The following is a 20,477-nucleotide window of genomic DNA, read 5'->3' as shown; positions in this document are numbered from 1 at the left end:
GACCCGACAGATACAAGTCCACTCAGGCGCGACTGAGTCGCTCGCTCAACCGCTCCACCATCTCCACGACCATCTGACGGTCGCTCTCCTCCAGGGCATTCAGCAATCCACTAATCCGCGAAGCCTGATCATCCGGGCGCAAGCTGGCCTCGCTCAGCAGCTCCATCGCATTGCAATTGAAGATCGTCGCGAACTCGAACAATCGAGCAATGTTGGGCATAACGATTCCGCGTTCAATGCGGGATACCGCCTCATTCCCAACGCCCAGAATCTCCGCCACCTCGTCCTGCGTCATGCCACAGCGCACGCGTTGCTTGGCAATCGCCCGCCCTACTGCTTCCGCCAGTGCCTTCTGATTCGTTTCAACCATGACGCCTCCCCCATTCAACCTGAATGGTTGGGCATCGCCTCATTGACATGAAGAACATCACAAGTTGAAAATCAACTCCAAAGGTTGATTTTCAACCTGATTAGTGATCGATCCCCAACCACAGGCACAAGGACCGTCTGCATGCGCAAGAAAATCCTCCTGGTTTCATTAGTAGGCTGGGCAACAGCCAGCACCACATTCGCCGGAACGTTTGAGTGGACCAGTGGCTGGGGTCAGGGCGTAACGGAGCACCTTGTCGATGATGGCAATGGCAACGGCCTGAACATCTCCTGCTCCAGCGATGACGACCAAGCTGTCAGGGCCTACGCAAGCATCGCAGGCCACGAGTACTCCTCCGAGAGCGACGAGGGCTTCGATGTCATCGTCGACGGCGTCACCTACAGCAACCCCTTCTTCACCGACTGCCACGCCTGCGGTGCCAACTTCCCAGGCTTCTGGGCGGCACTTCGCAAGGCCAACAACCTGCAAATCACTGCCCACGGCAAGACCGTCAAGCTGCCGACCAAGCATCTGAGCCGCGAGCTGTTACCACTCAACAACAAAGAGAACTCGTGCAAGTCGGCCTGGTAGCCAACAAATCCTTACAACACAACACCCTCAGGAAATAAGCATGGAACAACAACACGAACAGGACTCGGTGAGCTCCGAGGCCGACTTCCCAATCAGTCCCGCGGCAATTGGCTGGGGACTGGCTGCAGTGATCTTTTCGGCTCTCTGCATGGTCTTCAACAACTCGCCGTTGGTATTGGGTGCAGGCTTCTTCGTGAAGGTTTTTGCGGTGATCGTAGGCTCGGTATTGGGCCTGATCGGTGCCCTGCTTGGAGATGCTATCCGCAAGTTCGCCCATCCGGATGCGGTCTATACCAACGGCGGCATCCTCAACCTGATCTGGATAAAGGTGTTCTGGCTCATTGGACCTCAGGTGATCGGCCTAGTGGCCGGGTCGCTCATCGGCTGCGCCATTGTGCTGCGCTAAGGACAGGCTGTATGAGAGCAGCTTTTGCCGTACTTCTAATGGTTGCAATGGTATCGGGATGCTCTGACGAGAACTCGAAAGTGCGTGGGCAATTCCTTGCCGGGTGTATCCAAGGCGGCGCCCCGAAAGCCATCTGTGCCTGTACCTTCAGGAAGCTGGAAGCCAGCTACAGCCCGGCGCAACTGCAGGCATTCAACAAGCCCAATGCGGCGCCACCTGAAGCATTTCTCATGAGCGTGGTGATAGCCGCTAAAGCTTGCCAGGCCGAACAAGAGTAACAGTGCCCTTGCGACCTCCTGCTGGCAGCCCTAAATGGGACTGTTGGTGGGAGGTATTTTTTGTCTCTTCCTAAAAGCGGGTTCCAATGCCTAGAGGCTGGGGCCAGATGAACAGCCGCTGCGGAGCTCTCCCGGCGAGTGATCGCCACTTCAACCCGCGCTGGTCAGCAAGGTCTTGGGCTCCAGGTAGGCGCTCATGCCCCAGCGGCCCATCTCGCGCCCCAGCCCCGAGAGCTTGAAGCCGCCGAAGGGCGCGCGTGGCTCATGGGCCAGGGTGTTGACCAGCACGCGGCCCGCATCGATCTGGCGCGCCACGCGCTCGCAGCTTTCCGGGTTCGTGCCCAGCACCAGGGCGCTCAGGCCATAGCGCGTGTCGTTGGCAATGGCGATCGCATCGGCTTCGTCCTCGTAGGGGATGATGGTCAGCACGGGGCCGAAGATTTCCTCGCGTACAATGCGCATCTGGTTGTTGGCCCGGGTGAAGAGCGTGGGCTTGACGAACCATCCTGTGTGCAGGCCATCGGGGCGGCCTTCTCAGCCTGCCAGCAGCGTGGCGCCTTCTTCCTGCCCGATGCGGATGTAGCTCTGTACCCGCTCCCATTGCTTGCGGCTCACCATCGGGCCGATGTCGGTGTCGGCATTGCGCGGGTCGCCAGACCGGATGTGCGAGACCGCCTCCTTCGCCACCTGCTCGAACTCTGCCAGGCGGCTGCGCGGCACGAGGATGCGCGTGCCCGCGATGCAGGCTTGGCCGCTGTTCATGAACCCGGCCATCAGCACGAGCGGCATGACGGCGGCGAAGTCCGCATCGTTGAGCACCACGGTTGGCGACTTGCCGCCCAACTCCAGCGTCACGCGCTTCATCGTGGCCGCGCCCGTGGTCACCAGATGCGGGCCCACGGCGGGCGACCCCGTGAACGAGATATTGGCGATGCCAGGGTTGCGCGCAATCTCCTCACCGACAACATCGCCGCGCCCATTGGATGATTACGTCGCGGACACCAATCCAGTGCGGGTAGTCGATGTATTCGTCGATGAACTCGACCTCGGCCGACTCGGTTTTGATGGGGTCGTCCCCGCTGAAACCGGTCGGCCTGCATACCACCCTGCCGTCCTGCTGAAGATCTACATCTACGGTTACCTCAACCGCATCCAGTCCAGTCGCCACCTCGAACGCGAGGCACAACGCAACGTCGAGCTGATGTGGCTGACCGGACGCCTGACACCGGATTTCAAGACCGTCGCCAACTTCCGCAAGGACAATGGCAAAGCCATTCGTGGTGTCTGGCGGCAGTTCGTGGTGTTGTGCCAGCAGCTCGGTTTGTTCTCAGAAGCGCTGGTGGCTATCGACGGCAGCAAGTTCAAATCGGTCAACAACCGTGATATCAACTTCACCAGTACTAAGCTGCAACGGCGGATGGAATAGATCGAATCCAGCATTAGCCGCTACCTCTCGCTAGACACTGCTGACCGACAAGAGCCTGCTGTGGCTCAGGCCAAGGCTACTTTCCGGACTAGTCAGGCAGAAGCGCTCAACCGGGCATCCGCCAGGAATTACGACACCTCGACCGACGTCGCTCCATGGACGCACTCTACGTCTGCCCGACTCACTCGGAGTTCAGACAAGTGGCAACGATCTTGTGGCCGTTCAGATCACGTACATACGCGGAATATACGTGAGGGCCGAAGTCCCGCAGACCGGGGCCCCCTGCGTCGACGCCTCCCGCCTGCAGAGCTATCTTGTGAAATTCATCCACCGCAGCCCGGGTGGGGGCGGTCAAAGCCGGTGCCTACTGTTGCGATATTGCCATCAATTGGCTTCAGGACCACGAAACGAGAACCTGCGCCTCCCAGACCGCGGCATTCTTCATGGATTCAAAACAGACGCAGCCCAGTTTAGGAAGAACAAGATTGTAGAAGGCGCGCGCATTTACCAGGTCATTGGTGCCCTCACTCAAATGCGCAAACATGATTACAGTCCCCCGTAGGATAATTTCCGGCTTCTAAGGACCAAGCAACTACACGCGCGAATTATCTGGGCGTCGTCCCCAAGCGCCGCACTTCATCATCAAGGGCGGTCATCGCTTTCATCAGGTACCGTTCTACCGCATTCGGCGCCCAGTGCCCAGACGACTCTAGAAGGCGCGGACGCACGAAATGGTAGTCACTCAGTGGAGCGTTCAGAGTCGTGGACAGATCGTGGCCGCGCGCGGATAACTCAGCAAAGTGCCGTTCGATACTGCTATCCAGCGAGACGAGAGCTTGATCGTCGAGAATCCAGACGTCGCCGCCGAAGTTCGGAAAGGACGCCAGCTGGTAGGAGATCAACATCTGCCCGATATTCTGACTGAGCTTGTGCAGTCCGTCTTGCACTTGCCCCGGATCAGGAGCAGCGTCGTAGTGCTCGGTCAGTGACCTTTCCAGGTTGGAATACCCCTCAACGACAGCGGGCAACCAACGGGAATAAGCTGCCTGAACCTTGCGAGCGTCAGCGACGCTTTGTGGCAGGTGCTTCAGTTCGACAACCGCATTGTCAAACCGGCGTACCTGCTCAATTAGAGACGCATCCCCCACTTGCGTGGCCATTTCGCGCAAGCGTCCCATTGCACGGGTGGAGACCTCCATGTTCTCTGCCTCATAGGGGGAGCCATTGAGGTTGTAGTAGAGCAGCGCATTGACAGCTGCCCGGATCGCCAGAGTACGCATCTCATGCAACGCCTGTCGGTCCTGTGCTCCCAGAGCCTCTCCCCTGGCACAAGCCAGCAGCATCAATATCAACAGGTAACTCTGAAACCGATTGTCTTTCTTGTTATCGCGATTCAAGTAGAAGTTCCTTCACAAATCCTGTGATGCCTTCGACCCAATGGCAATGTCCGGCCCCAGGCAGAGCTGAACCTACCCTCAACGATTTCCCTAGGCTCAGCTGAAATTTCCGTCGGTGAATGCCGACCAATCGCGCCACTGCTCCACTTCGCGACTCAACGCCGCCAGTTTTCCTGTCATTACCTGCAGGGCATCGGAACCGGCCAGGTAGCGCAGCGGCGGATGCTCTTCACCGGCCAGTCTCACAAGCATCGCACCTAGCTTGGCGGGATCACCATTCTGTTGGTGATTGTTAGCCGCCGACGACGCCTTGATACGACGACTGAGCTCAGCATAGTCCTCCAGGCTGATGCTGCCCAAAGCAGCCGAACTGCCATCGAGAAAGTCGGTACGAAAGGCGCCTGGCTCGACCAGGGTTACGCGAATGCCGAACTGCGCCACTTCTTGGGCAAGGGATTCGGAAAACCCCTCCACAGCGAACTTCGCCGAACAATACAGCGCCGCACCAGCCATGCCGCTCACACCAGCAATGGAGGAAACATTGAAGATGTGTCCACTACGCTGTCGGCGCAACGTTGGCAGCACTGCACGGCAGACATGGAACAGACCGAAGACATTGGTTGCGAACTGCCGCTCTGCAGCTCCGGCGTCGTTCTCCTCGAAGGGACCCAGTTGGCCATATCCCGCATTATTCACGACAACATCAATACGCCCGAAACGTTGTACTGCTGCCTCGACCACGGTCGCCGCCTGGCCAGCTTCGGTGACATCTAATTGCAGAGCCAGTACACGCTCGGCAAAGGGCTCGAACGCCCGCTCGAGACGAGTCAGATGGCGTCCTGTCGCAACGACATTGTCACCTGCCTCCAGCGCTGCTCTGGCAATGGCCTCGCCGAGACCACGAGTGGCCCCCGTGACGAACCAAGTCTTCCTCATTGTTGTTCTCCGGGCTCGATGGATTGCTGGGCCAGCCAATGTCGAAGGCTGGCTTGATGATTGCCTGGAAATCATATGAACAAATTTTACATTTATGTTCAAATAAGATTTCATAAAACCGTGCCACTGCCTTGCAACTCCCCCTGAGGACTACACCGTGCTGATCGATATCCATGCTCACCTCGTGACAAAGGGAATGCTGAACCGCCATGAGTTCTGGGGTCCCTTCATGAAGACCACAGGCTTCACCGTCGGTCACTTTTCCCTGGGCACCAAGCAGCCGTCCAAAGCGCAAAGCGACGAGGAAGCAGAAGCCAACTTACTAGCTCGCATGACCCATGAAAGCCGCCGGCGTCTGATGGCCGAGCGCGGCGTAGACAAACTGGTAGTCTCTGCACCCTCTCATGCATTCATGTACTGGGCAGGTGAGTTCGGGAGCGAATACGCACGCATATGCAATGACGAGATGGCCACCTATTGCCGTCGGGATCCGCAGCATTTCGACTTCTGGTGCCATGCAAACCTGGCCGAACCGGAAACAGCGACAAGGGAGATCGAGCGCGCTGTCCAGCACCTAGGCGCCAAGGGGGTCTGTGTCGGCGGTACCAATTTCAATGGTATCGAGACCCATGACGAACGCCTGTTTCCGGTCTGGGAGAAAATCGAGCAGTTGGATGTGCCTATCATGGTGCACGGCTTCAACCAGTCCATCTACTGGGGCGAGAAGCACACCGACGACAAGTTCGAGACCACCTCGATCGTTGGTGACTGCGTCGATGAAACGCTGTTCTTCTGGTACCTGATCTGCGGTGGTGCGCTGGATGCGTTTCCCAAGCTCAAGGCTTACATCACCCATGCTGGCGGTATGGCGGTGTTTCAGCTCGGCCGCCTCAGCGAACTGAATCAGGCCATGGCACCGGACGCCCGCAACCGCAGGCCATTGATGGACTACCTGGACAACTTCTACTTTGACCTCGACGTTCATGCGCCAGGCCTGCGCCGTGGCGTGGTGGAGGTCGTCGGTGTGGATCGGCTGGTCTACGGCACTAACTTCGGGGGAGCCTATGCCCATGGCGACCTCACCGAGAACCTGGGCTTGAGCGAAGATGACCGGGAGAAGATTCGCAGTGGCAATGCGATCCGTTTGCTCAAACTGGAACCCTAGGCCAGCCGCTGATCATCCCGAGGCGGGCTCAGGTGTTGGAGCACCTGGGTCCCGTACCTCCCGTACCGTTCCTGGTCCCACTGCGCGACATCGGTACGAGTCCCTGCACCACAGCGATGCCAAACAGAATCAGGCCGCCACCAATAGCGTGATAGCCATGCAGTTCCTCGCCCAGCAGTAGCACTGCCAGCAAGCCGGTGAACAATGGCGTGAGGTTCATGAACACCGCAATTTTCTCCGCTCCAATCTCCCCAAGCGCATGGTTCCAAAGCCCAGGCGCCAGCGCCGACGCGAACAAACCAGCATAAGCCACCAACGGCAAGTTGCGTGCTGTCAGTTGCACCGAAGGGGTCAGCAGGAACGCTGGTAGCAACACGATCAAGCCACAGAAAACCTGCACATAGAGTGATTCCCAAGTCGCTATCGGCAATCGCCAGCGCTTGAGCAGCAGGCAGTAGACCGCATAGGACAGCGACGCCATGAGCATGAGGAACTCGCCCAAGCCCATGCCTTCTCGCCACAGCCGACTCGGCCGTCCGGCACTGATAAGCAGGGCGAGCCCGCAGAATGAAACCAGACAACCGAGCCAGACAGTACGCGTCGGCCGTACCCCCATCAACGGTAATGCCAGCAGTGTGGTCAGCAACGGCATGGTGCCCAGAATAAGGCCCATCGAGGTGGCAGAAACCTTATGCGCGGCGAAATAGGCCAGCGACTGATACAGAGCCATACCCAGCACTCCAAGGGCAAAAAGCTGCCAGAAGTGCCGGCGGATCAACCGCCGCTGCTTCCAGACCCTGGGCAGCAGCCAGGGACTAAGCACGATGAGCGCTAGGAGCCAGCGATAGAAGGAAATGGCCGCCGGCTCGATAGCACCGACGGCCAGTCGATTGACTACCGTGCTACCGGCCCAGATCAGCGACGCTAGAATGGGGAGCAGATAGATCATGAGTCATCCGTCCTAACGAACCCGGGCGTCACTGGAAACCAGCGCACATCCAGACACGCTCCCCGCTTCGCGTACGACAATGCCCTTCAGGTCTCAGGGCGTACGTAATAGCCGACCGCCACGGCATATCGCCCTACCTGGCGAAGCAGGGTGTTCTTCTGCTCAAGGCGACTGTTCGCAGGGTTGCGCCACAGATAGCTCACCTCTGCATATCCACCGCCCTTCTTCAGTGCCTCGAGCATCTGTATACCGATCCGCTTTTGGTCGGCGGACTGCAAGGCACGGAATTGAGTACCAACCAGGCGCAGGTTGTAACCGTGGGCGCTGAACTTCAAAGTATCCAGATCGACGATGAATACATACAGGTCATCACGGATAAACTCCACATCCAGGCTGTTGACCTGCTCGATCACCTTCGCGGGGTTGGCTGCCATCGCGGCACTCGCGCGCGCTAACAGTTGGATAGCCTCCTGCTTGCTGGAGCGAGGCATGTAATAGCCAACCGCGAAGATCCGCTCACCAACGCGCCTGAAAAACACTCGTTTGCGCTCGGCCTTGCCATCAACCCAGTTCACCCAGTGGTAGTCGGCGGTATGGGTTTCACCATCCTCTGGCAACGCCAACGCAGCCTTGAAGGACTTGTTCAATTCAGCGTCGAGCACGCCACCGATATTGCGCCCCACCAGGTTCGCCGACGGCCCGCCGCTGGCCAACATCACACCACTAGTGTCGACGACATAGACATAGAGCTGGCCATCGATGAACTCTCCCTGACGACTGAAGGCCGCAAAAGCAGCCTCCCCCTTTGCCCGGTAGTAGGCAACAGCCCGTTCCAACAGACGATTGGCCTGCGTGGCCTCCGCCGCATAATTTCCTTCGTCCTGGGCCAGAGCGCTGGACAGGTAAAGCATACCGAGCAGCAGTAGCAAGACATGGCGAAAGATAGACAACTTGGAGGTCATTGGCGCGAAGCCCTCCGATCACAGGGTACGTCCAATGATTTCCTTCATGATTTCAGAGGTGCCGCCATAGATGCGTGCAACCCGTGCATCCACCCAGGCGCGGCTGACCTTGTATTCGCTCATGAAGCCGTAGCCACCGTGCAACTGGAGGAACTCGTCGAGCAACTTGCCCTGCATCTCCGAACCGAGCAACTTGGCCATGGCGGCGACATCCGCCGGTAGTTCACCACGCATTACCTTGGCCAGGCAGTCGTCGACGAAAACCCGCAGCATGGTCGCCTGCGCCTTGGCCTCGGCGAGCTTGAAACGGGTGTTCTGGAAATCCAGTACCGGCTTTCCAAATACCTTACGATCGCGGGTGTATTCGATGGTTTCTTCCAGCAGGGTATGGATCGACTGCGCCGCACGGATGGCGATGATCAGACGCTCCCAGGCCAACTGATGGGTCAGATACTTGAATCCCTGCCCCTCCTCGCCCAGGCGATTGCTAGCCGGCACCCGCACCTCGTCGAAGAACAGCTCGGCGGTATCCTGCCCCTTGAGGCCAATCTTCTCCAGCAAGCGCCCCTTGGAGAAGCCCTTGCGCTCTTCCTCGATACAGATCAAGGTCAGTTCCTTGGCCGCCGGGTCGAGCTTGGTGGCAGTGACTACCAGTCCGGCATTACCACCATTGGTGATGAAGGTCTTCTGTCCAGAAACGATGTAGTCTCCGCCATCGCGGCGTGCCAGTGTGCGCATCGAGCGTAGGTCGCTGCCGATGCCCGGTTCGCTCATGGCGATCACGCCAATCAGCTCGCCACTGACCATCCGTGGCAGCCACTTCTGCTTCTGCTCTTCGCTGCCATAGGCGACGATGTAGGGTGCGACTATCTCCGAGTGAGTGGTGAAACCCACGGCAGTCGCATTGGCCCTGGCCAACTCTTCGATCATCACTGCGGAGTGGCCGAAATCGCCACCGGAGCCGCCATATTCTTCCGGCACCGTGGAGCACAGCAGCCCGGTCTCGCCCGCTTTCAGCCAGACATCCTTGGGCACGATGCCATTCTTTTCCCACTCATGCAGATGAGGCACGATCTCGCGATCGACGAAACGTCGCGCCTGCTCGCGGAACAAGTTATGGTCTTCACGAAAAACACCACGCATAACTATCACTCCAATTCAATCGGTCTTCTCAACGGTCCAGATAATCCGGCTTGCGCTTGTCCAAGAAGGCGGAGACCGCTTCCCGGTGGTCTTCCGTGTGGTGGGCCAGCGACTGGTATGCGGCGGACAGCTCCAGCAGCGAATCGAGGCGCAGGTGCTGGCCCTCTCGCAGCAACCGCTTGCACAGACGCAGCGCATGCCCCGGATTGCCAGCGATGCGCTGTGCAAGCGACAGAGCCTCGGCTTGGAGCGCCTCGTGGGTGCAGACCTGTTCCACTAACCCCCACTCCAACGCCTTGGCGGCATTGATGGCGTCACCGGTGAAGGCCATCAGACTTGCCTTGGGGATGCCGATGATGCGTGGCAGCAACCAGGCCCCCCCATCGCCCGGGACAATCCCCAGTCGGACGAAACTTTCCGCGAACAGTGCCGTGGTCGACGCCAGTCGGATATCGCACATGCAAGCCAGGTCTAGTCCAGCACCTATCGCCGGGCCGTTGATGGCGGCAATCACCGGGACATCCAGTTCGTACAACGCCAGCGGGATGCGCTGGATACCATCACGATAGGTATTACGCAGTTCGTAAGGGGACCCGGCGAATATCCCCTCGCGACTGCGCATGTCCTTGACATTGCCGCCAGCGCAGAAGGCGCTGCCATTGCCGGTAAGCACCATGACCCGCACCGAGTGATCCCGACGCAGTTCGGCGCACAGGTCGACGAACTCTTGGATTTGCTCCGGCGAGGTCAGCGCGTTGCGGGTTTCCGGGTGGTTCATGCGTACGGTGACGATAGCGCCGTCCCGCTCGATCTGCAGAAAGGGATTCATGCTGTAGTCACCCGAGTTCAGGTAGTGATTGGGCTGCGTGCCCTGTAAGCAACGGCCAGTAGCCCTGGCCGCCAGCGGCGCAGGCCAGTTGACCGATACGCTGACTCCACAGACTGGCCGAGCCGAACTCGCTACGCCAGGCCCACAGGCGACGAGACAACAGGTGCAGCGAGTACTCTTGGGTAAAGCCGATGGCACCGTGCACGGAATGGGCGATACCGGCGCCGACGCTGGCGGCCTCGGCGGTACTGACCTTCGCAACAGCAATACTAAGGGCGGCCAGAGCGCTGTCCGACTCGACGAAGGCAGCCTCCGCTGCGACACCAGCGGCCGCCGCCTGCTCAGCTAATACCGCGAGCTGTTGCTGGATAGCCTGAAAGGCACCGATCGGACGGCCGAATTGGTGGCGTTCGCAAGCGTAGCCGGAGGTCATTTCCAGCAGCGCTCGCAAGGCCCCAGCGATCTGCGCGGAACGCAGCAGCGCTCCCCCCAGTAGCAGGACATCACCTGACATTCCCGTGGGCAGTGGCGCGCTGGCAAGCACCGGAGCCGAACTGAAGCGCAAACCATCGCGCGGCTCGCCAGCCACATTCAGGGCCAGGAACTGTGCGACCGCCGCGGTACGATCCAACAGGACCACACGTGGGCCATCGGCGGCATCAGCAATGGCCACCACGGCATCGGTATGCCGGCCCCAAGGCACGTCATGCACAAGGCCATCCACCTTGTCGCCCCGTAGGCTGAGCTGGGCGCTGGCGGCAAAGCTGAGGACATCACCACGCCCCTCGAGCCCGGCCTTGCCAAGCAGCCAGTTGGCAAGTAGCGCTTCCCCTAGGGGGATTGGTGCAGCAAAACGGCCGGCGGCACGTGCCAGCACATAGAGATCAGCCCACCCCGCCTCGGCACCACCCAGGGCTTCGGGTACGGCAGCCAGGCTGAAACCGGAGTTCTTCAGGACGCTCCAGAGTTCGGCCGGCCACACACCACCCTCGCAGCCGAGCACGTATTCCGGCGTGGCTAAGTTGCCGAAAAGGCGCTCGATGGTTGATTCGAATAGTTCTCGCATAGTTATCGCAACCCCAGGCCGCGCGCGATGATGCCGCGCAGGATTTCGCGGGTACCGCCGCGCAGAGAGAAGGAAGGCGCCATCTGCATCAGATAGGCCAGAACCCGGGCATGCTCGCTACCGCCAACCAGGCGAGGTTCGGCCTCGAGCAGGAGTTGGGCAACCTCGGGCAGTTCCTGCTCAAATAGATTTCCCAGATCCTTGACGCAGGAAGCAGCCCAGGTCGGATGCTCGCCGGCAGCCAGTTGCGCAGTGACTGCCAGCGACATGTTGCGCAAGGTCAGTAACTTAGCCGTGAGGCGACCGATCTCGCGGCACTGCAGGGCATCCGGGCTATGACCCAGCGCATCGACCAGTGTTGTAAGCAAGGCCATGCAACTGAGGAAGCGTTCCGGACCGCTACGCTCGAAAGCCAGTTCGGCGGTGACCTGCTCCCAGCCCTTGCCTTCGGTACCGATCAGCGCATCCGCATCGAGCTGAACGTTGTCGAAGAACACCTCGTTGAAATGCTCGCCACCGGCCAGGTCGCGGATAGGACGGACGGTGACCCCCGGTAGACTCAGATCGACGATGAACTGCGACATGCCCTCATGGCGCGCCGCCTGTTTCTCGCCGGTGCGCACCAGTGCAATCATGAAATGCGAGTGCTGGGCGTTTGTGGTCCACACCTTCTGCCCGTTGAGCAGCCAACCGCCGTCATTGCGGCGAGCTGAGGTCTTGATCGACGCCAGGTCGGAGCCGGAGTTCGGCTCGCTCATGCCAATACAGAAGTAGCTTTCGCCGCGGCAGATCGGCGGCAGGTAATACTCTTTCTGCGCCTCACTCCCGAAACGATTTATCAGCGGGCCGCTCTGCCGATCGGCAATCCAGTGTGCCGATACCGGCGCGCCGGCTGCCAACAACTCTTCGATGATCACGTAGCGCGAGAAAGGGCCGGCTTCACTGCCGCCATAGCGCCTGGGCAACGCCATACCGACCCACCCCTGGGCGCCGAGTTGGCGACTGAACCTCGCGTCAAAACCCATCCAGGATTGCGCCATAGCAGTCGGTGGATAATCGCCAAGACAGTCTTGGAGAAATGCCCGCACCTCGTGACGGAGCGACTCCGCCTCAAGGGGAATCTTGCTGTAAGTGAATTGAGCGATAGACATGCGAACTCTCGAAATGGGGCACAAGGCCAATCACGGAAAGGTGATCCGAAACCTGCCAGCCCTCTTCCGACACAGGGAAGAGGGCTGGCAGGTGCCTTATCAGAGAGCGGTGCCAGCGTCTGCCTTAGCGAACATCGCATTAATATCGCCGGAAGTGACAGGTTTTCCGTCGGCACGTCCGTGGTCGGCGCCGCCGAGCCCCAGAGCCGGCTCGGTCTTCACGTGCGCAGCTTGGGCGCGCAGGGCACCGACCGTGCAGCTGTCGCGACCAAGGATCGCGAACGGGTCGTAGGAGAACTCGCGCATGGCGTTGAGGTGAGTGACCTTGTCGATGGTCTCCTTGGGCAAGTGTCTCAGGCCCTCCCAGGCCGTTTCCGGCGAGTTCGGCCAGGTGCAGTCGGAGTGCGGGTAGTCGCTTTCCCAAGTGACCATCTCTTCATTCATGAACTTCAGGTTCTGCAGCCCGAAGTTATCCTCGATGAAGCAGGTGATGAAATGCTTCTTAAAGATGTCGCTGGGCATCTGCCCGCCGAAGTTGGAGTTGGTCCAGGCGTTGTGATGGCGATGAGTGAAATCAGCGCGCTCCAGCAGGTAAGGGATCCAGCCGATACTGCCCTCAGAAAGAGCCATGCGCAGCTTCGGGAATTTTTTCCACATCGGCGCCCAAATCCAATCGGCCGCCGAGTTGGCGATGGAGATCGGCATGGAGGTGATCCAGGCATCGATCGGCGACAGCTCGGAAGCGTGCTCTGCCTTGACGCCCGTGCCAATGTGACAACAGATCACTACGTTGTAGTCAGAACAGGCTTTCCACAGCGGATCCCAGTAGTCGCTGTGGATCGACGGGTAACCATGAATCGCGGGGTTGTCCGACAGCGACAGGGCATGCACGCCTTGCTTAGCCAGACGTGCAACCTCTGCAGCAGCGGCCTGCATGTCCCACCAAGGCACTAGCATCAGTGGAATGAAGCGTCCCGGGGCGGCGTTGCACCAGTCATGCAGGTGCCAGTCGTTGTAAGCCTGAATGGCCGCCAGGGACACGTCACGGTCCGCATGTACCTGGAAGCGCTGGCCGGCGAAGCCGGGGAAGGTCGGGAAACAGAGCGAACCGAGTACGCCATTGGCATTCATGTCGTCCACACGGTCACTGATATTCCAGGTGCCGCGACGCATCTGCTCATAGCCCAGCGGCTCCATGCCGTACTCCTCCTTGGGCCGGCCTACCACCGAATTGAGCCCCATGTAACCGGTGGCCTGCTCCTCGAAGACCCACACATCGCGCTCTCCGCGCTTGACGACGTGGGGCTCGCGCCCCTTGAAGCGGGCCGGCATGTGGCGTGCAAAGGCATTCGGCGGCTCGATCGCGTGGTCATCAACGCTGACGAGAATCAGATCTTCAATCTTCATTGTTGTTTTCCCCTTGGCTTACGGGTTCCTGATGTGCTCCTGATCATAGTGCACGCCTGAAATAAATTAAACACTTTATTTAAAAATGTTCAATTAACTCCTCTGCCAGGAGCACCATGGCGCGCCCCGCAAAGCGCTGGGCGCATGCCTCAATCCCAGATCACATGCAGGTGATGGGGGCCACGCAATTGCGCTCCGATAATTTGCGGAGCCGGTTTGTCGACATCGAGACGAATGTTCGGCATCAGGTCGAGGACAGCATTGAGCGCACAGTTGATTTCCGTCTTGGCGACGAACTGGCCAATACACATATGCGGACCGAAGCCGAAGCCGAATGACGGTTTGGCCTTGCGGTCGATGTCGAAACTATCGGCCCGCTCGAACGCATCCTCATCGCGGTTGGCAGAGGTGACAATGCACGAGACCATGGCCCCCTTGGGAATGGCCACACCGCGAATTTCGACATCCTTGGCCGCCTGGCGCACCTTGAAGGTGGCTACCGGTTCGTAGCGCACCGCTTCGTCGATGGTCCTGGGGACCAAGCTGCGGTCCTTGCGAATACGCGCGAGCAACTCCGGCCGCTCCAGCAGCAGAGTCATCAAGGTGCCGAAGGTGCGAGTGGTCGTCTCGCTGGCCGCCGGTAGCAGCGAACGGACAAAAGTGGTGATCTCATGATCATCAAGCGAGCGCCCCTCGTACTCGGCCCGAATCAGGCGGCTGATCAGATCATCGCCCGCAGCGCCTTCGGCACGACGTTGCGCCACGACCACCTTGACCACGTCGTATAGAGCCTGGGCGGCCTCCATCGCCGCGCCGCGTGCGGCAGCAGCCTTCTCGGGGTCAACCTGCGGGCCAGCCAGGATAGCCAGCGCCCAGGCAGCATACTGCTCGATCTCCTCAGGGCGGTCCTCGGGGAAGCCGATCAGCGAGTAGATCACGCGAATGGGGAAGTACAGGGCGAACTCCATGAGGTCCGCACGCTTGCTGGCGACCATGGGCTTCAGGTACTCATCGCGGATGACCCGGTCGATCTTGGTTTCCTTCCAGCGATTGACCGTCTCGGGCATAAACACCGGCTGCAACAGGCTGCGGATGTTCTTGTGCGCACCTCCATCCATAGCGGTGAGAATCAGGCCATCGAAGAACGCCCCCAGCCCTTCGGCGATGAAGCCACTGGTGAAGTTCGTGGCGTCGCGCATCACAGCCATGACATCGTCGTACTTGAACAGCGTGAATACCGGACGGTCAGGATCAAGTCCGGCAATCGATGGAACGCCAAGGCGCGCCATGAAGTTCTCTGGGAGAACCGGGGATTTCTCGCGCATCTCACGATATACCGCGTGCAGATCGATATCGGCACCTCGGTAGTTGCTCGCGACATTGGCGAAGACTTGCTCCAAGTTGCTCTGGACCGGGGCGGACATGGACATCTCCTTTCTTGTTGTATGTAGCCGGTATGCGTGGTCCTGCGAGAGACACGCCGTATCGGACATATTAGGCACGCCACGTAAAAATCTGAACGATTTTTTACATTTTGTCCAAAATCAAGAAAAGAAATGTCCAGCCCAGGCGTTTGAGAGACGCACTCAGTAAGCCTGCTGGACGTAAGTCATACGCCCACCGGCCAGCATCAGGGCACAATAGAGATTGATTTCCGTCACCTGAGCCGGGCTGAAGAATTCAGACATTCGCGCGTAGTGCCCGTCGTCGATGGCCATGTAGTCACCGGCAAACAGTTCGGCAAAACGCAGAGCGGCCCGCTCCGCAGGACTGAAGCGCTCGCTGTCGATCGCCAAGCAGGCAATGTCGTCCTCGCTGACCTCATCGGACTTGCGCGCCAACTGGCACGCCTGACAGGTGGTGATACTGGCGATCTTCAGCCGCAACAGCTCGCGCAAGCGCTCGCCCAGCAAGCTGTCCCGATAGAAGCCGGCCATCAGTTCCAGCCAGGCCAGGGCCAGACCAGGGCGATGCGCCCAGACCTGAATCGGCCTTGTCGAACTGAGCATGCGGGTTTCCTGCCCCCGCACGATCGCCTCGAGCAGCTCGGCCGGCATATCCTCTAGCGGTACCATGGAAATTCGCGCCATGCCTGCAGCCCTCTCCATCTGTTCAGCCAAGGCGCTCGATGATGGTCGCGGTCCCCATGCCTCCGGCACAGCAAATCGCCTGCAGCCCATAACGGGCATCACGCCGCTCCAACTCGTTGAGCAGCGTGGTCATCAGCCGTGCGCCACTGGCGCCAAGCGGGTGGCCCAGGGCGATGGCCCCACCGTTGACATTGAGTCGCTCGTGCGAGACACCGGTTTCATGCATCCAGGCCAGCGGTACCGAAGCGAATGCCTCGTTGACCTCGAACAAATTGATATCACGAATGCCCAGGCCAGCTTTCTGCAGCACCTTGTACGTAGCTGCGATCGGGCCAGTGAGCATCAGTGTCGGATCGGACCCCACCGTGGTGAATGCACGAATCCGCGCCCGAGGCTTCAATCCCAGACGCTGAGCAGTTTCCGCCGACATCAGCAGCAGTGCTGCCGCACCATCGGAAATCTGTGAGGAGTTTCCGGCGGTGATGCGGCCGCCCTCGGGGCGGAAACTGGTCTTCAAAGTCGACAACTTAGCCCGCGACGTGTCACGACGAATGGTCTCGTCCGCCCGCAGTGGTGCTGCAGGTTCGCTAAACCCATGCTCGCGCAAACCCTCGACCGGCACTTCTACGATTTCATTGGCGAAATGTCCGGAATCAGCCGCAGCGGCCGCCCGGCTATGGCTGACGAAGGCGTAGTCGTCCAACTCGTCACGGCTGAGCGACCACCTCTCAGCAATACGCTCGGCGGCCTCACCCTGACTGGTCAGCTCATAACGCTCGGCGGCCATCCAACCAAATGCTTCGCCGTGAATCTCGCGGTTGCTCCCCATCGGTACACGGCTCATGTTCTCCGCGCCGCCGGCAACCACGATATCAACGGCCCCGGCGACGATGGCGCCAGCAGCGACATGCACCGCCACCTCGCCCGACCCGCACTTGCGGTCGATGGTCAGTCCAGGGATATCCACCGGCCAGCCGGCACCAAGCAACGCGGTTCGGGCAATGTTGGCCGACTGTTCGCCGATCTGGGTGACGCAGCCGAGTATCACGTCATCAACCTGCGTTGGCGACAGACCTACGCGCTCCAGCAGTTTGCCAATCACCAGCGCTCCCAGGTGGTCGGCACGCACACCGGCCAGGCCGCCGCGGAAACGGCCAATCGGAGTACGCACTGCATCGACAATCACGATGTCTTTCATAGTGCGCTCGCCTTGAGACCGGAGCCCGGTACGCGCTTGCCATCCTCATAGCGATAGACGCCATGCCCGGTCTTGCGGCCGAAGCGCCCGGCGGCGACCATCTTGATAATCAGCGGGCAGGGCCGGAACTTCTCTCCCAAGGTCTGATGCAGGTAGCGCAAGACAGACAATCGGGTATCCCAGCCAGTCAGGTCGCCCAGCTCTAAAGGCCCCATGGGGTGGTTGAAGCCCAGACGCAGAGCCGTGTCGATATCCTCAGCACTGGCCGTGCCCTCCTGGAGCATGTACATCGCCTCGTTGCCGAGCAATGCGGACATCCGGCTAGTGGTCAGTCCGGGGGACTCGTTGACAACGATCGAGGTCTTGCCCATGGCATCGCACAGCCCACGAGTACGCACCAGCGTCTCGTCACTAGTCGCCAGACCGCGAACCAGCTCCACCAGCTTCATCTTGTGCACCGGATTGAAGAAATGCATGCCGATGACCCGCTCGGGGCAGGCTAGGGTGGCAGCGATCTCGGTCACACTCAGCGCCGAGGTATTGGTGGCGATGATTGCGCCGGGGGCGAGCAGCGGCTCGGCCTGGGCAACCACTGCCCTCTTCACGTCCAGTCGCTCGGAAACCGTTTCCACCAGCCAATCGGCCCCCTGCGCGGCCTCGGCCAAGTCGCCACTGGTGGACAGGCGCGCGAAGGATGTTTGCGCCGACTCAGCAGAGACTTTGCCGAGAGATACACCATCCTCGAGGATCTTGCCGATATTGCCCCTGGCGCGGGACAACGACTCAGGGTTGGTATCCACCAGCACGGTGGGATAGCCAGAACTGGCGAACCCATGCGCAATACCGGTCCCCATCAGACCAGCCCCCACCACCACGATCTTTTCTTGTTTATCAGTGCTCATGCTTCGCTCTCGATTCAGTCGCGGGACTTCTTGCCCACTACGTTGCGCAATGTGCCTATGCCCTCGATGGTTGCCTCGACGACATCACCGGGATTGAGGAATCGGCCAGTTCCCATGCCGACACCGGCCGGCGAACCGGTGAACAGCACGTCACCGCAGGCGAATCTGGATCGCTGCTGGACAAAACGAATCAGTTGACCAACATCCCAGGTCATCTCTGCAGTTGAGCCGTCTTGTCGAATCTCGCCGTTGACCTTGAGGATTAGGCGCAGCTCAGGCGAGCCGGCTGGAAATTCGTCCTTGGTGACGATCCAGGGCCCAAGCCCGGTAGTACAGTCCTGACTCTTGGCCGCAAACAGATCCATGCCGATACCCGCCGGACCACTGCGCTGCAGGTCCCGTGCGCTGACGTCGTTACCAACGGTGTAGCCCAGAACGCTGGCCAGCGGGTCATCGAGGTCTATCTCCGAACTACCGATCACTGCCACCAATTCGACCTCGTGGTCTAGCTCCTCGGTCAAAGGTGGATAGCGAATCGGGTCTTTAGCGCCGATCAGCGCACCGTAGGCCTTGAGGAAGGCCACTGGCTGTGAAGGGCTGGCGAGACCGAAGTCGTCAGCCAGGTGCTTGGCATAGTTTGCACCCGCCACCACCACCCGGTTGACCGGCTCTATCGGAGGTAGCAGGCACATCTTAGACAGCGGTAGCGACGGTCCGGAAAGGCGCAGGGCACTGATACCAGCCCCCCTGGCCAATGCAGGGGCCCACTGGGAAAATTCCCCATCGATGGCATGAACCTCGTCGCGCTCAGGGTCGACGACAGCCCAGAAGGGCCCCGTCTGGAAATAGGAACAGCGCGCCAGCTTCATCAGGCACCCACCTTGCCCACTTTGGTCGGATCCAGGTGCAGGAGATCGCAGGCGTTTTTCCAGCGGATCTTCTGCAGATCTTCGTCGGACAGACGCAGCCCATCCGTCAGGTCATGGCGCACCGCATCACTACCGCCGAAGTTGGAGCCGTACACCACACGATCAGCACCAATTACGTCCAGCATGGCCTGACGCATGGGGAGCTCGTGCAACTCCACGTCGAAATAGAAATTGGACAGATAATCCAGAAATGGCTTCTTGTTATGATAGACGTCTAGGTTGGGATTGGTCTGCGCCATGCGCCCCAACTGATAGGGCACGAAGCCACCACCATGGGTGATGTAGACTTTCAGGTTCGGGAAGCGATCCAGCACACCACCATTGATCAGGTACCAGAAGCACTTGGTTTCGTCATAGTTCATACCGACGATCGCGGTTGTCTCATAGCGATCGGTATTGGCGTCCTTACCCCAGGTCACGGACTGGTTGTAGCCGTGCACGAAAATCGGCAGGTCGAGGTCGCACAGCGTCTCCCACACGGGATCTAGCTCGGGTGAGTCGTATTCCAGTCCGCCAAAGTTAGAGCCACCGGCAACCAGGCCCTTGGCGCCCAGTTCAGTGCAGGCACGACGGATTTCCTTGGCCGCTTCGAGCGGTACATTCAGTGGCGCGTGGGCCCAGAACATCAAGCGATTGGGCGCGGCGGAGCAGTAACTTGCCAGCGCATCATTGACCCGGCGAGCAAAGGGCACGGCGAACTCGGCTTCCGCCCAGTACATGTAGCAGTGGCTCGGCACCGAGAGCACCTGAGCAGCCTGACCCGCCGCATCCATCGCAGCGAGGCGATGGCTCGGATCACGCCATTTCGCCATGTATTCCGCCACGTTCAGCGTTTCGCCACGGGCATGCGCCTCGCGCAGGGCCTTCTTACGTTCCGGAGCCCCCAGGGTCAGTATCCAGTCACCCACTCGCAGCTTGATGTCGCCATCGGATTGCAACTCGAAGGCCGGCCCCCAGTAGGGATGTTGATCGTAGTAATCGGGATGCGGCGCATGGGCGTGAAGATCGATGAGCATAATCTGGATACCTCAGGGTGGCATTTTTTATGTTTGTGTAGCGCAACGCTCGTGATGTAACCGACCTAGCCGGGTACACATCACTCAACATGCGCGTCAGGCCCGCTTTCATGGCGAAGCATAATTTTAAATTGATCATAAATCAAAAATCTGTTCAATTTATTTTTAAGATCACAATACACAACCCCTACCCCGCCCCCTTCGAGTCAAGCGGTGACAGAACGGCTCTAGGAGGGATGGGAAAGGAAAAAGGTGAGGAAGACAGG

The 20,477-nt window shown here is 59.6% G+C and carries 20 protein-coding genes and 2 pseudogenes; 5 read left to right on the top strand and 17 right to left on the bottom strand.

The features are described 5' to 3' along the window. Positions 1–22: 22 nt before the first annotated feature. The gene (locus P3W75_RS11565) at positions 23–370 is read right to left on the bottom strand and encodes a helix-turn-helix domain-containing protein (protein WP_024767084.1); all 348 of its coding nucleotides are present in this window, start codon (positions 368–370) and stop codon (positions 23–25) included. A gap of 141 nt (positions 371–511) precedes the next feature. Between P3W75_RS11565 and P3W75_RS11560 the strand changes: the two genes are divergently transcribed. From P3W75_RS11560 to P3W75_RS11550, 3 genes are read left to right on the top strand one after another with little or no spacing between them, the layout of a single operon-like run. Next, positions 512–961, top strand: coding sequence for a hypothetical protein (locus P3W75_RS11560; RefSeq protein WP_033970270.1), 450 nt, complete (start codon positions 512–514; stop codon positions 959–961). 40 nt (positions 962–1,001) lie between these two features. After that, complete coding sequence (locus P3W75_RS11555; RefSeq protein WP_033970263.1) at positions 1,002–1,367, top strand: hypothetical protein; 366 nt, start codon at positions 1,002–1,004, stop codon at positions 1,365–1,367. 11 nt (positions 1,368–1,378) lie between these two features. Then, positions 1,379–1,645 carry a hypothetical protein gene (locus tag P3W75_RS11550; protein WP_153576273.1) on the top strand — a complete coding sequence of 89 codons (267 nt, stop codon included), beginning with the start codon at positions 1,379–1,381 and terminating at the stop codon, positions 1,643–1,645. Positions 1,646–1,795: 150 nt separating this feature from the next. Here P3W75_RS11550 and P3W75_RS11545 read toward each other — a convergent pair. Then, positions 1,796–2,623: pseudogene (locus P3W75_RS11545) on the bottom strand (aldehyde dehydrogenase family protein); the annotation flags it as partial. On the opposite strand from P3W75_RS11545, the pseudogene P3W75_RS11540 reads away from it, so the two are divergent. Next, a pseudogene (locus tag P3W75_RS11540) lies at positions 2,577–3,147 on the top strand (transposase); the annotation flags it as partial. The pseudogenes P3W75_RS11545 and P3W75_RS11540 sit on opposite strands and share 47 nt — an antisense overlap. Before the next feature lie 529 nt (positions 3,148–3,676). Here the strand turns inward: P3W75_RS11540 and P3W75_RS11535 are convergent. Both P3W75_RS11535 and P3W75_RS11530 read right to left on the bottom strand, forming a co-directional pair. Further along, positions 3,677–4,468, bottom strand: a complete 792-nt coding sequence (locus tag P3W75_RS11535; RefSeq protein WP_033970260.1) for a hypothetical protein — start codon at positions 4,466–4,468, stop codon at positions 3,677–3,679. A 96-nt stretch (positions 4,469–4,564) separates the two neighbouring features. After that, positions 4,565–5,404: an oxidoreductase gene (locus P3W75_RS11530; protein WP_043157478.1), complete on the bottom strand. Its 840-nt coding sequence runs from the start codon at positions 5,402–5,404 to the stop codon at positions 4,565–4,567. A gap of 157 nt (positions 5,405–5,561) precedes the next feature. Here P3W75_RS11530 and P3W75_RS11525 point away from each other — a divergent pair, with 157 nt between their 5' ends. Next, a complete protein-coding gene (locus P3W75_RS11525; protein ID WP_033970253.1) occupies positions 5,562–6,569 on the top strand; it encodes an amidohydrolase family protein in 1,008 nt (335 codons plus the stop codon). A 28-nt stretch (positions 6,570–6,597) separates the two neighbouring features. On the opposite strand, the gene P3W75_RS11520 is transcribed toward P3W75_RS11525, so the two are convergent. From P3W75_RS11520 to P3W75_RS11460, 13 genes are all read right to left on the bottom strand, one after another. Continuing rightward, positions 6,598–7,518, bottom strand: coding sequence for a DMT family transporter (locus P3W75_RS11520; protein ID WP_052172128.1), 921 nt, complete (start codon positions 7,516–7,518; stop codon positions 6,598–6,600). An 86-nt stretch (positions 7,519–7,604) separates the two neighbouring features. Further along, on the bottom strand, positions 7,605–8,480 hold the full coding sequence (locus tag P3W75_RS11515) for a cache domain-containing protein (protein ID WP_231278067.1): 876 nt from the start codon (positions 8,478–8,480) through the stop codon (positions 7,605–7,607). Positions 8,481–8,498: 18 nt separating this feature from the next. After that, positions 8,499–9,623: an acyl-CoA dehydrogenase family protein gene (locus tag P3W75_RS11510; RefSeq protein WP_033970251.1), complete on the bottom strand. Its 1,125-nt coding sequence runs from the start codon at positions 9,621–9,623 to the stop codon at positions 8,499–8,501. A 28-nt stretch (positions 9,624–9,651) separates the two neighbouring features. Then, positions 9,652–10,452, bottom strand: coding sequence for a crotonase/enoyl-CoA hydratase family protein (locus tag P3W75_RS11505; protein WP_116825776.1), 801 nt, complete (start codon positions 10,450–10,452; stop codon positions 9,652–9,654). Between the two features lie 7 nt (positions 10,453–10,459). Then, a complete protein-coding gene (locus P3W75_RS11500) occupies positions 10,460–11,518 on the bottom strand; it encodes an acyl-CoA dehydrogenase family protein (protein ID WP_043157481.1) in 1,059 nt (352 codons plus the stop codon). 2 nt (positions 11,519–11,520) lie between these two features. Beyond that, the gene (locus P3W75_RS11495; protein WP_043157482.1) at positions 11,521–12,669 is read right to left on the bottom strand and encodes an acyl-CoA dehydrogenase family protein; all 1,149 of its coding nucleotides are present in this window, start codon (positions 12,667–12,669) and stop codon (positions 11,521–11,523) included. 99 nt (positions 12,670–12,768) lie between these two features. Further along, positions 12,769–14,076 carry an amidohydrolase family protein gene (locus tag P3W75_RS11490; RefSeq protein WP_043157483.1) on the bottom strand — a complete coding sequence of 436 codons (1,308 nt, stop codon included), beginning with the start codon at positions 14,074–14,076 and terminating at the stop codon, positions 12,769–12,771. A 149-nt stretch (positions 14,077–14,225) separates the two neighbouring features. Beyond that, on the bottom strand, positions 14,226–15,500 hold the full coding sequence (locus P3W75_RS11485; protein WP_043157486.1) for a cytochrome P450: 1,275 nt from the start codon (positions 15,498–15,500) through the stop codon (positions 14,226–14,228). A gap of 162 nt (positions 15,501–15,662) precedes the next feature. After that, positions 15,663–16,196: a carboxymuconolactone decarboxylase family protein gene (locus tag P3W75_RS11480; protein ID WP_242412769.1), complete on the bottom strand. Its 534-nt coding sequence runs from the start codon at positions 16,194–16,196 to the stop codon at positions 15,663–15,665. Continuing rightward, entirely contained in the window at positions 16,189–17,364 is a 1,176-nt protein-coding gene (locus P3W75_RS11475) for a thiolase family protein (protein ID WP_033970239.1), read from the bottom strand. The genes P3W75_RS11480 and P3W75_RS11475 overlap by 8 nt, the downstream gene beginning before the upstream one ends. Further along, the gene (locus tag P3W75_RS11470) at positions 17,361–18,266 is read right to left on the bottom strand and encodes a 3-hydroxyacyl-CoA dehydrogenase (protein WP_043157489.1); all 906 of its coding nucleotides are present in this window, start codon (positions 18,264–18,266) and stop codon (positions 17,361–17,363) included. Before P3W75_RS11470 ends, P3W75_RS11475 begins: the two co-directional genes overlap by 4 nt. Positions 18,267–18,280: 14 nt before the next feature. Then, positions 18,281–19,135, bottom strand: coding sequence for a fumarylacetoacetate hydrolase family protein (locus P3W75_RS11465; protein ID WP_033970236.1), 855 nt, complete (start codon positions 19,133–19,135; stop codon positions 18,281–18,283). After that, the gene (locus tag P3W75_RS11460) at positions 19,135–20,211 is read right to left on the bottom strand and encodes an amidohydrolase family protein (protein WP_033970234.1); all 1,077 of its coding nucleotides are present in this window, start codon (positions 20,209–20,211) and stop codon (positions 19,135–19,137) included. Before P3W75_RS11460 ends, P3W75_RS11465 begins: the two co-directional genes overlap by 1 nt. Positions 20,212–20,477: the final 266 nt, after the last annotated feature.

The organism is Pseudomonas citronellolis (genome assembly GCF_029335315.1).
GTDB lineage: Bacteria > Pseudomonadota > Gammaproteobacteria > Pseudomonadales > Pseudomonadaceae > Pseudomonas > Pseudomonas citronellolis_A.
The sequence above is the reverse complement of the archived record's forward strand: the minus strand, read 5'-3'. Positions and strand labels throughout refer to the sequence as shown.

What these genes read in the sequence shown, in the direction of transcription:
- P3W75_RS11565 (WP_024767084.1), bottom strand. Translation starts at nt 370, where the DNA reads ATGGTTGAAACGAATCAGAAGGCACTGGCGGAAGCAGTAGGGCGGGCG.
- P3W75_RS11560 (WP_033970270.1), top strand. Translation starts at nt 512, where the DNA reads ATGCGCAAGAAAATCCTCCTGGTTTCATTAGTAGGCTGGGCAACAGCC.
- P3W75_RS11555 (WP_033970263.1), top strand. Translation starts at nt 1,002, where the DNA reads ATGGAACAACAACACGAACAGGACTCGGTGAGCTCCGAGGCCGACTTC.
- P3W75_RS11550 (WP_153576273.1), top strand. Translation starts at nt 1,379, where the DNA reads ATGAGAGCAGCTTTTGCCGTACTTCTAATGGTTGCAATGGTATCGGGA.
- P3W75_RS11530 (WP_043157478.1), bottom strand. Translation starts at nt 5,404, where the DNA reads ATGAGGAAGACTTGGTTCGTCACGGGGGCCACTCGTGGTCTCGGCGAG.
- P3W75_RS11520 (WP_052172128.1), bottom strand. Translation starts at nt 7,518, where the DNA reads ATGATCTATCTGCTCCCCATTCTAGCGTCGCTGATCTGGGCCGGTAGC.
- P3W75_RS11515 (WP_231278067.1), bottom strand. Translation starts at nt 8,480, where the DNA reads ATGACCTCCAAGTTGTCTATCTTTCGCCATGTCTTGCTACTGCTGCTC.
- P3W75_RS11510 (WP_033970251.1), bottom strand. Translation starts at nt 9,623, where the DNA reads ATGCGTGGTGTTTTTCGTGAAGACCATAACTTGTTCCGCGAGCAGGCG.
- P3W75_RS11505 (WP_116825776.1), bottom strand. Translation starts at nt 10,452, where the DNA reads ATGAATCCCTTTCTGCAGATCGAGCGGGACGGCGCTATCGTCACCGTA.
- P3W75_RS11500 (WP_043157481.1), bottom strand. Translation starts at nt 11,518, where the DNA reads ATGCGAGAACTATTCGAATCAACCATCGAGCGCCTTTTCGGCAACTTA.
- P3W75_RS11495 (WP_043157482.1), bottom strand. Translation starts at nt 12,669, where the DNA reads ATGTCTATCGCTCAATTCACTTACAGCAAGATTCCCCTTGAGGCGGAG.
- P3W75_RS11490 (WP_043157483.1), bottom strand. Translation starts at nt 14,076, where the DNA reads ATGAAGATTGAAGATCTGATTCTCGTCAGCGTTGATGACCACGCGATC.
- P3W75_RS11485 (WP_043157486.1), bottom strand. Translation starts at nt 15,500, where the DNA reads ATGTCCGCCCCGGTCCAGAGCAACTTGGAGCAAGTCTTCGCCAATGTC.
- P3W75_RS11475 (WP_033970239.1), bottom strand. Translation starts at nt 17,364, where the DNA reads ATGAAAGACATCGTGATTGTCGATGCAGTGCGTACTCCGATTGGCCGT.
- P3W75_RS11470 (WP_043157489.1), bottom strand. Translation starts at nt 18,266, where the DNA reads ATGAGCACTGATAAACAAGAAAAGATCGTGGTGGTGGGGGCTGGTCTG.
- P3W75_RS11465 (WP_033970236.1), bottom strand. Translation starts at nt 19,135, where the DNA reads ATGAAGCTGGCGCGCTGTTCCTATTTCCAGACGGGGCCCTTCTGGGCT.
- P3W75_RS11460 (WP_033970234.1), bottom strand. Translation starts at nt 20,211, where the DNA reads ATGCTCATCGATCTTCACGCCCATGCGCCGCATCCCGATTACTACGAT.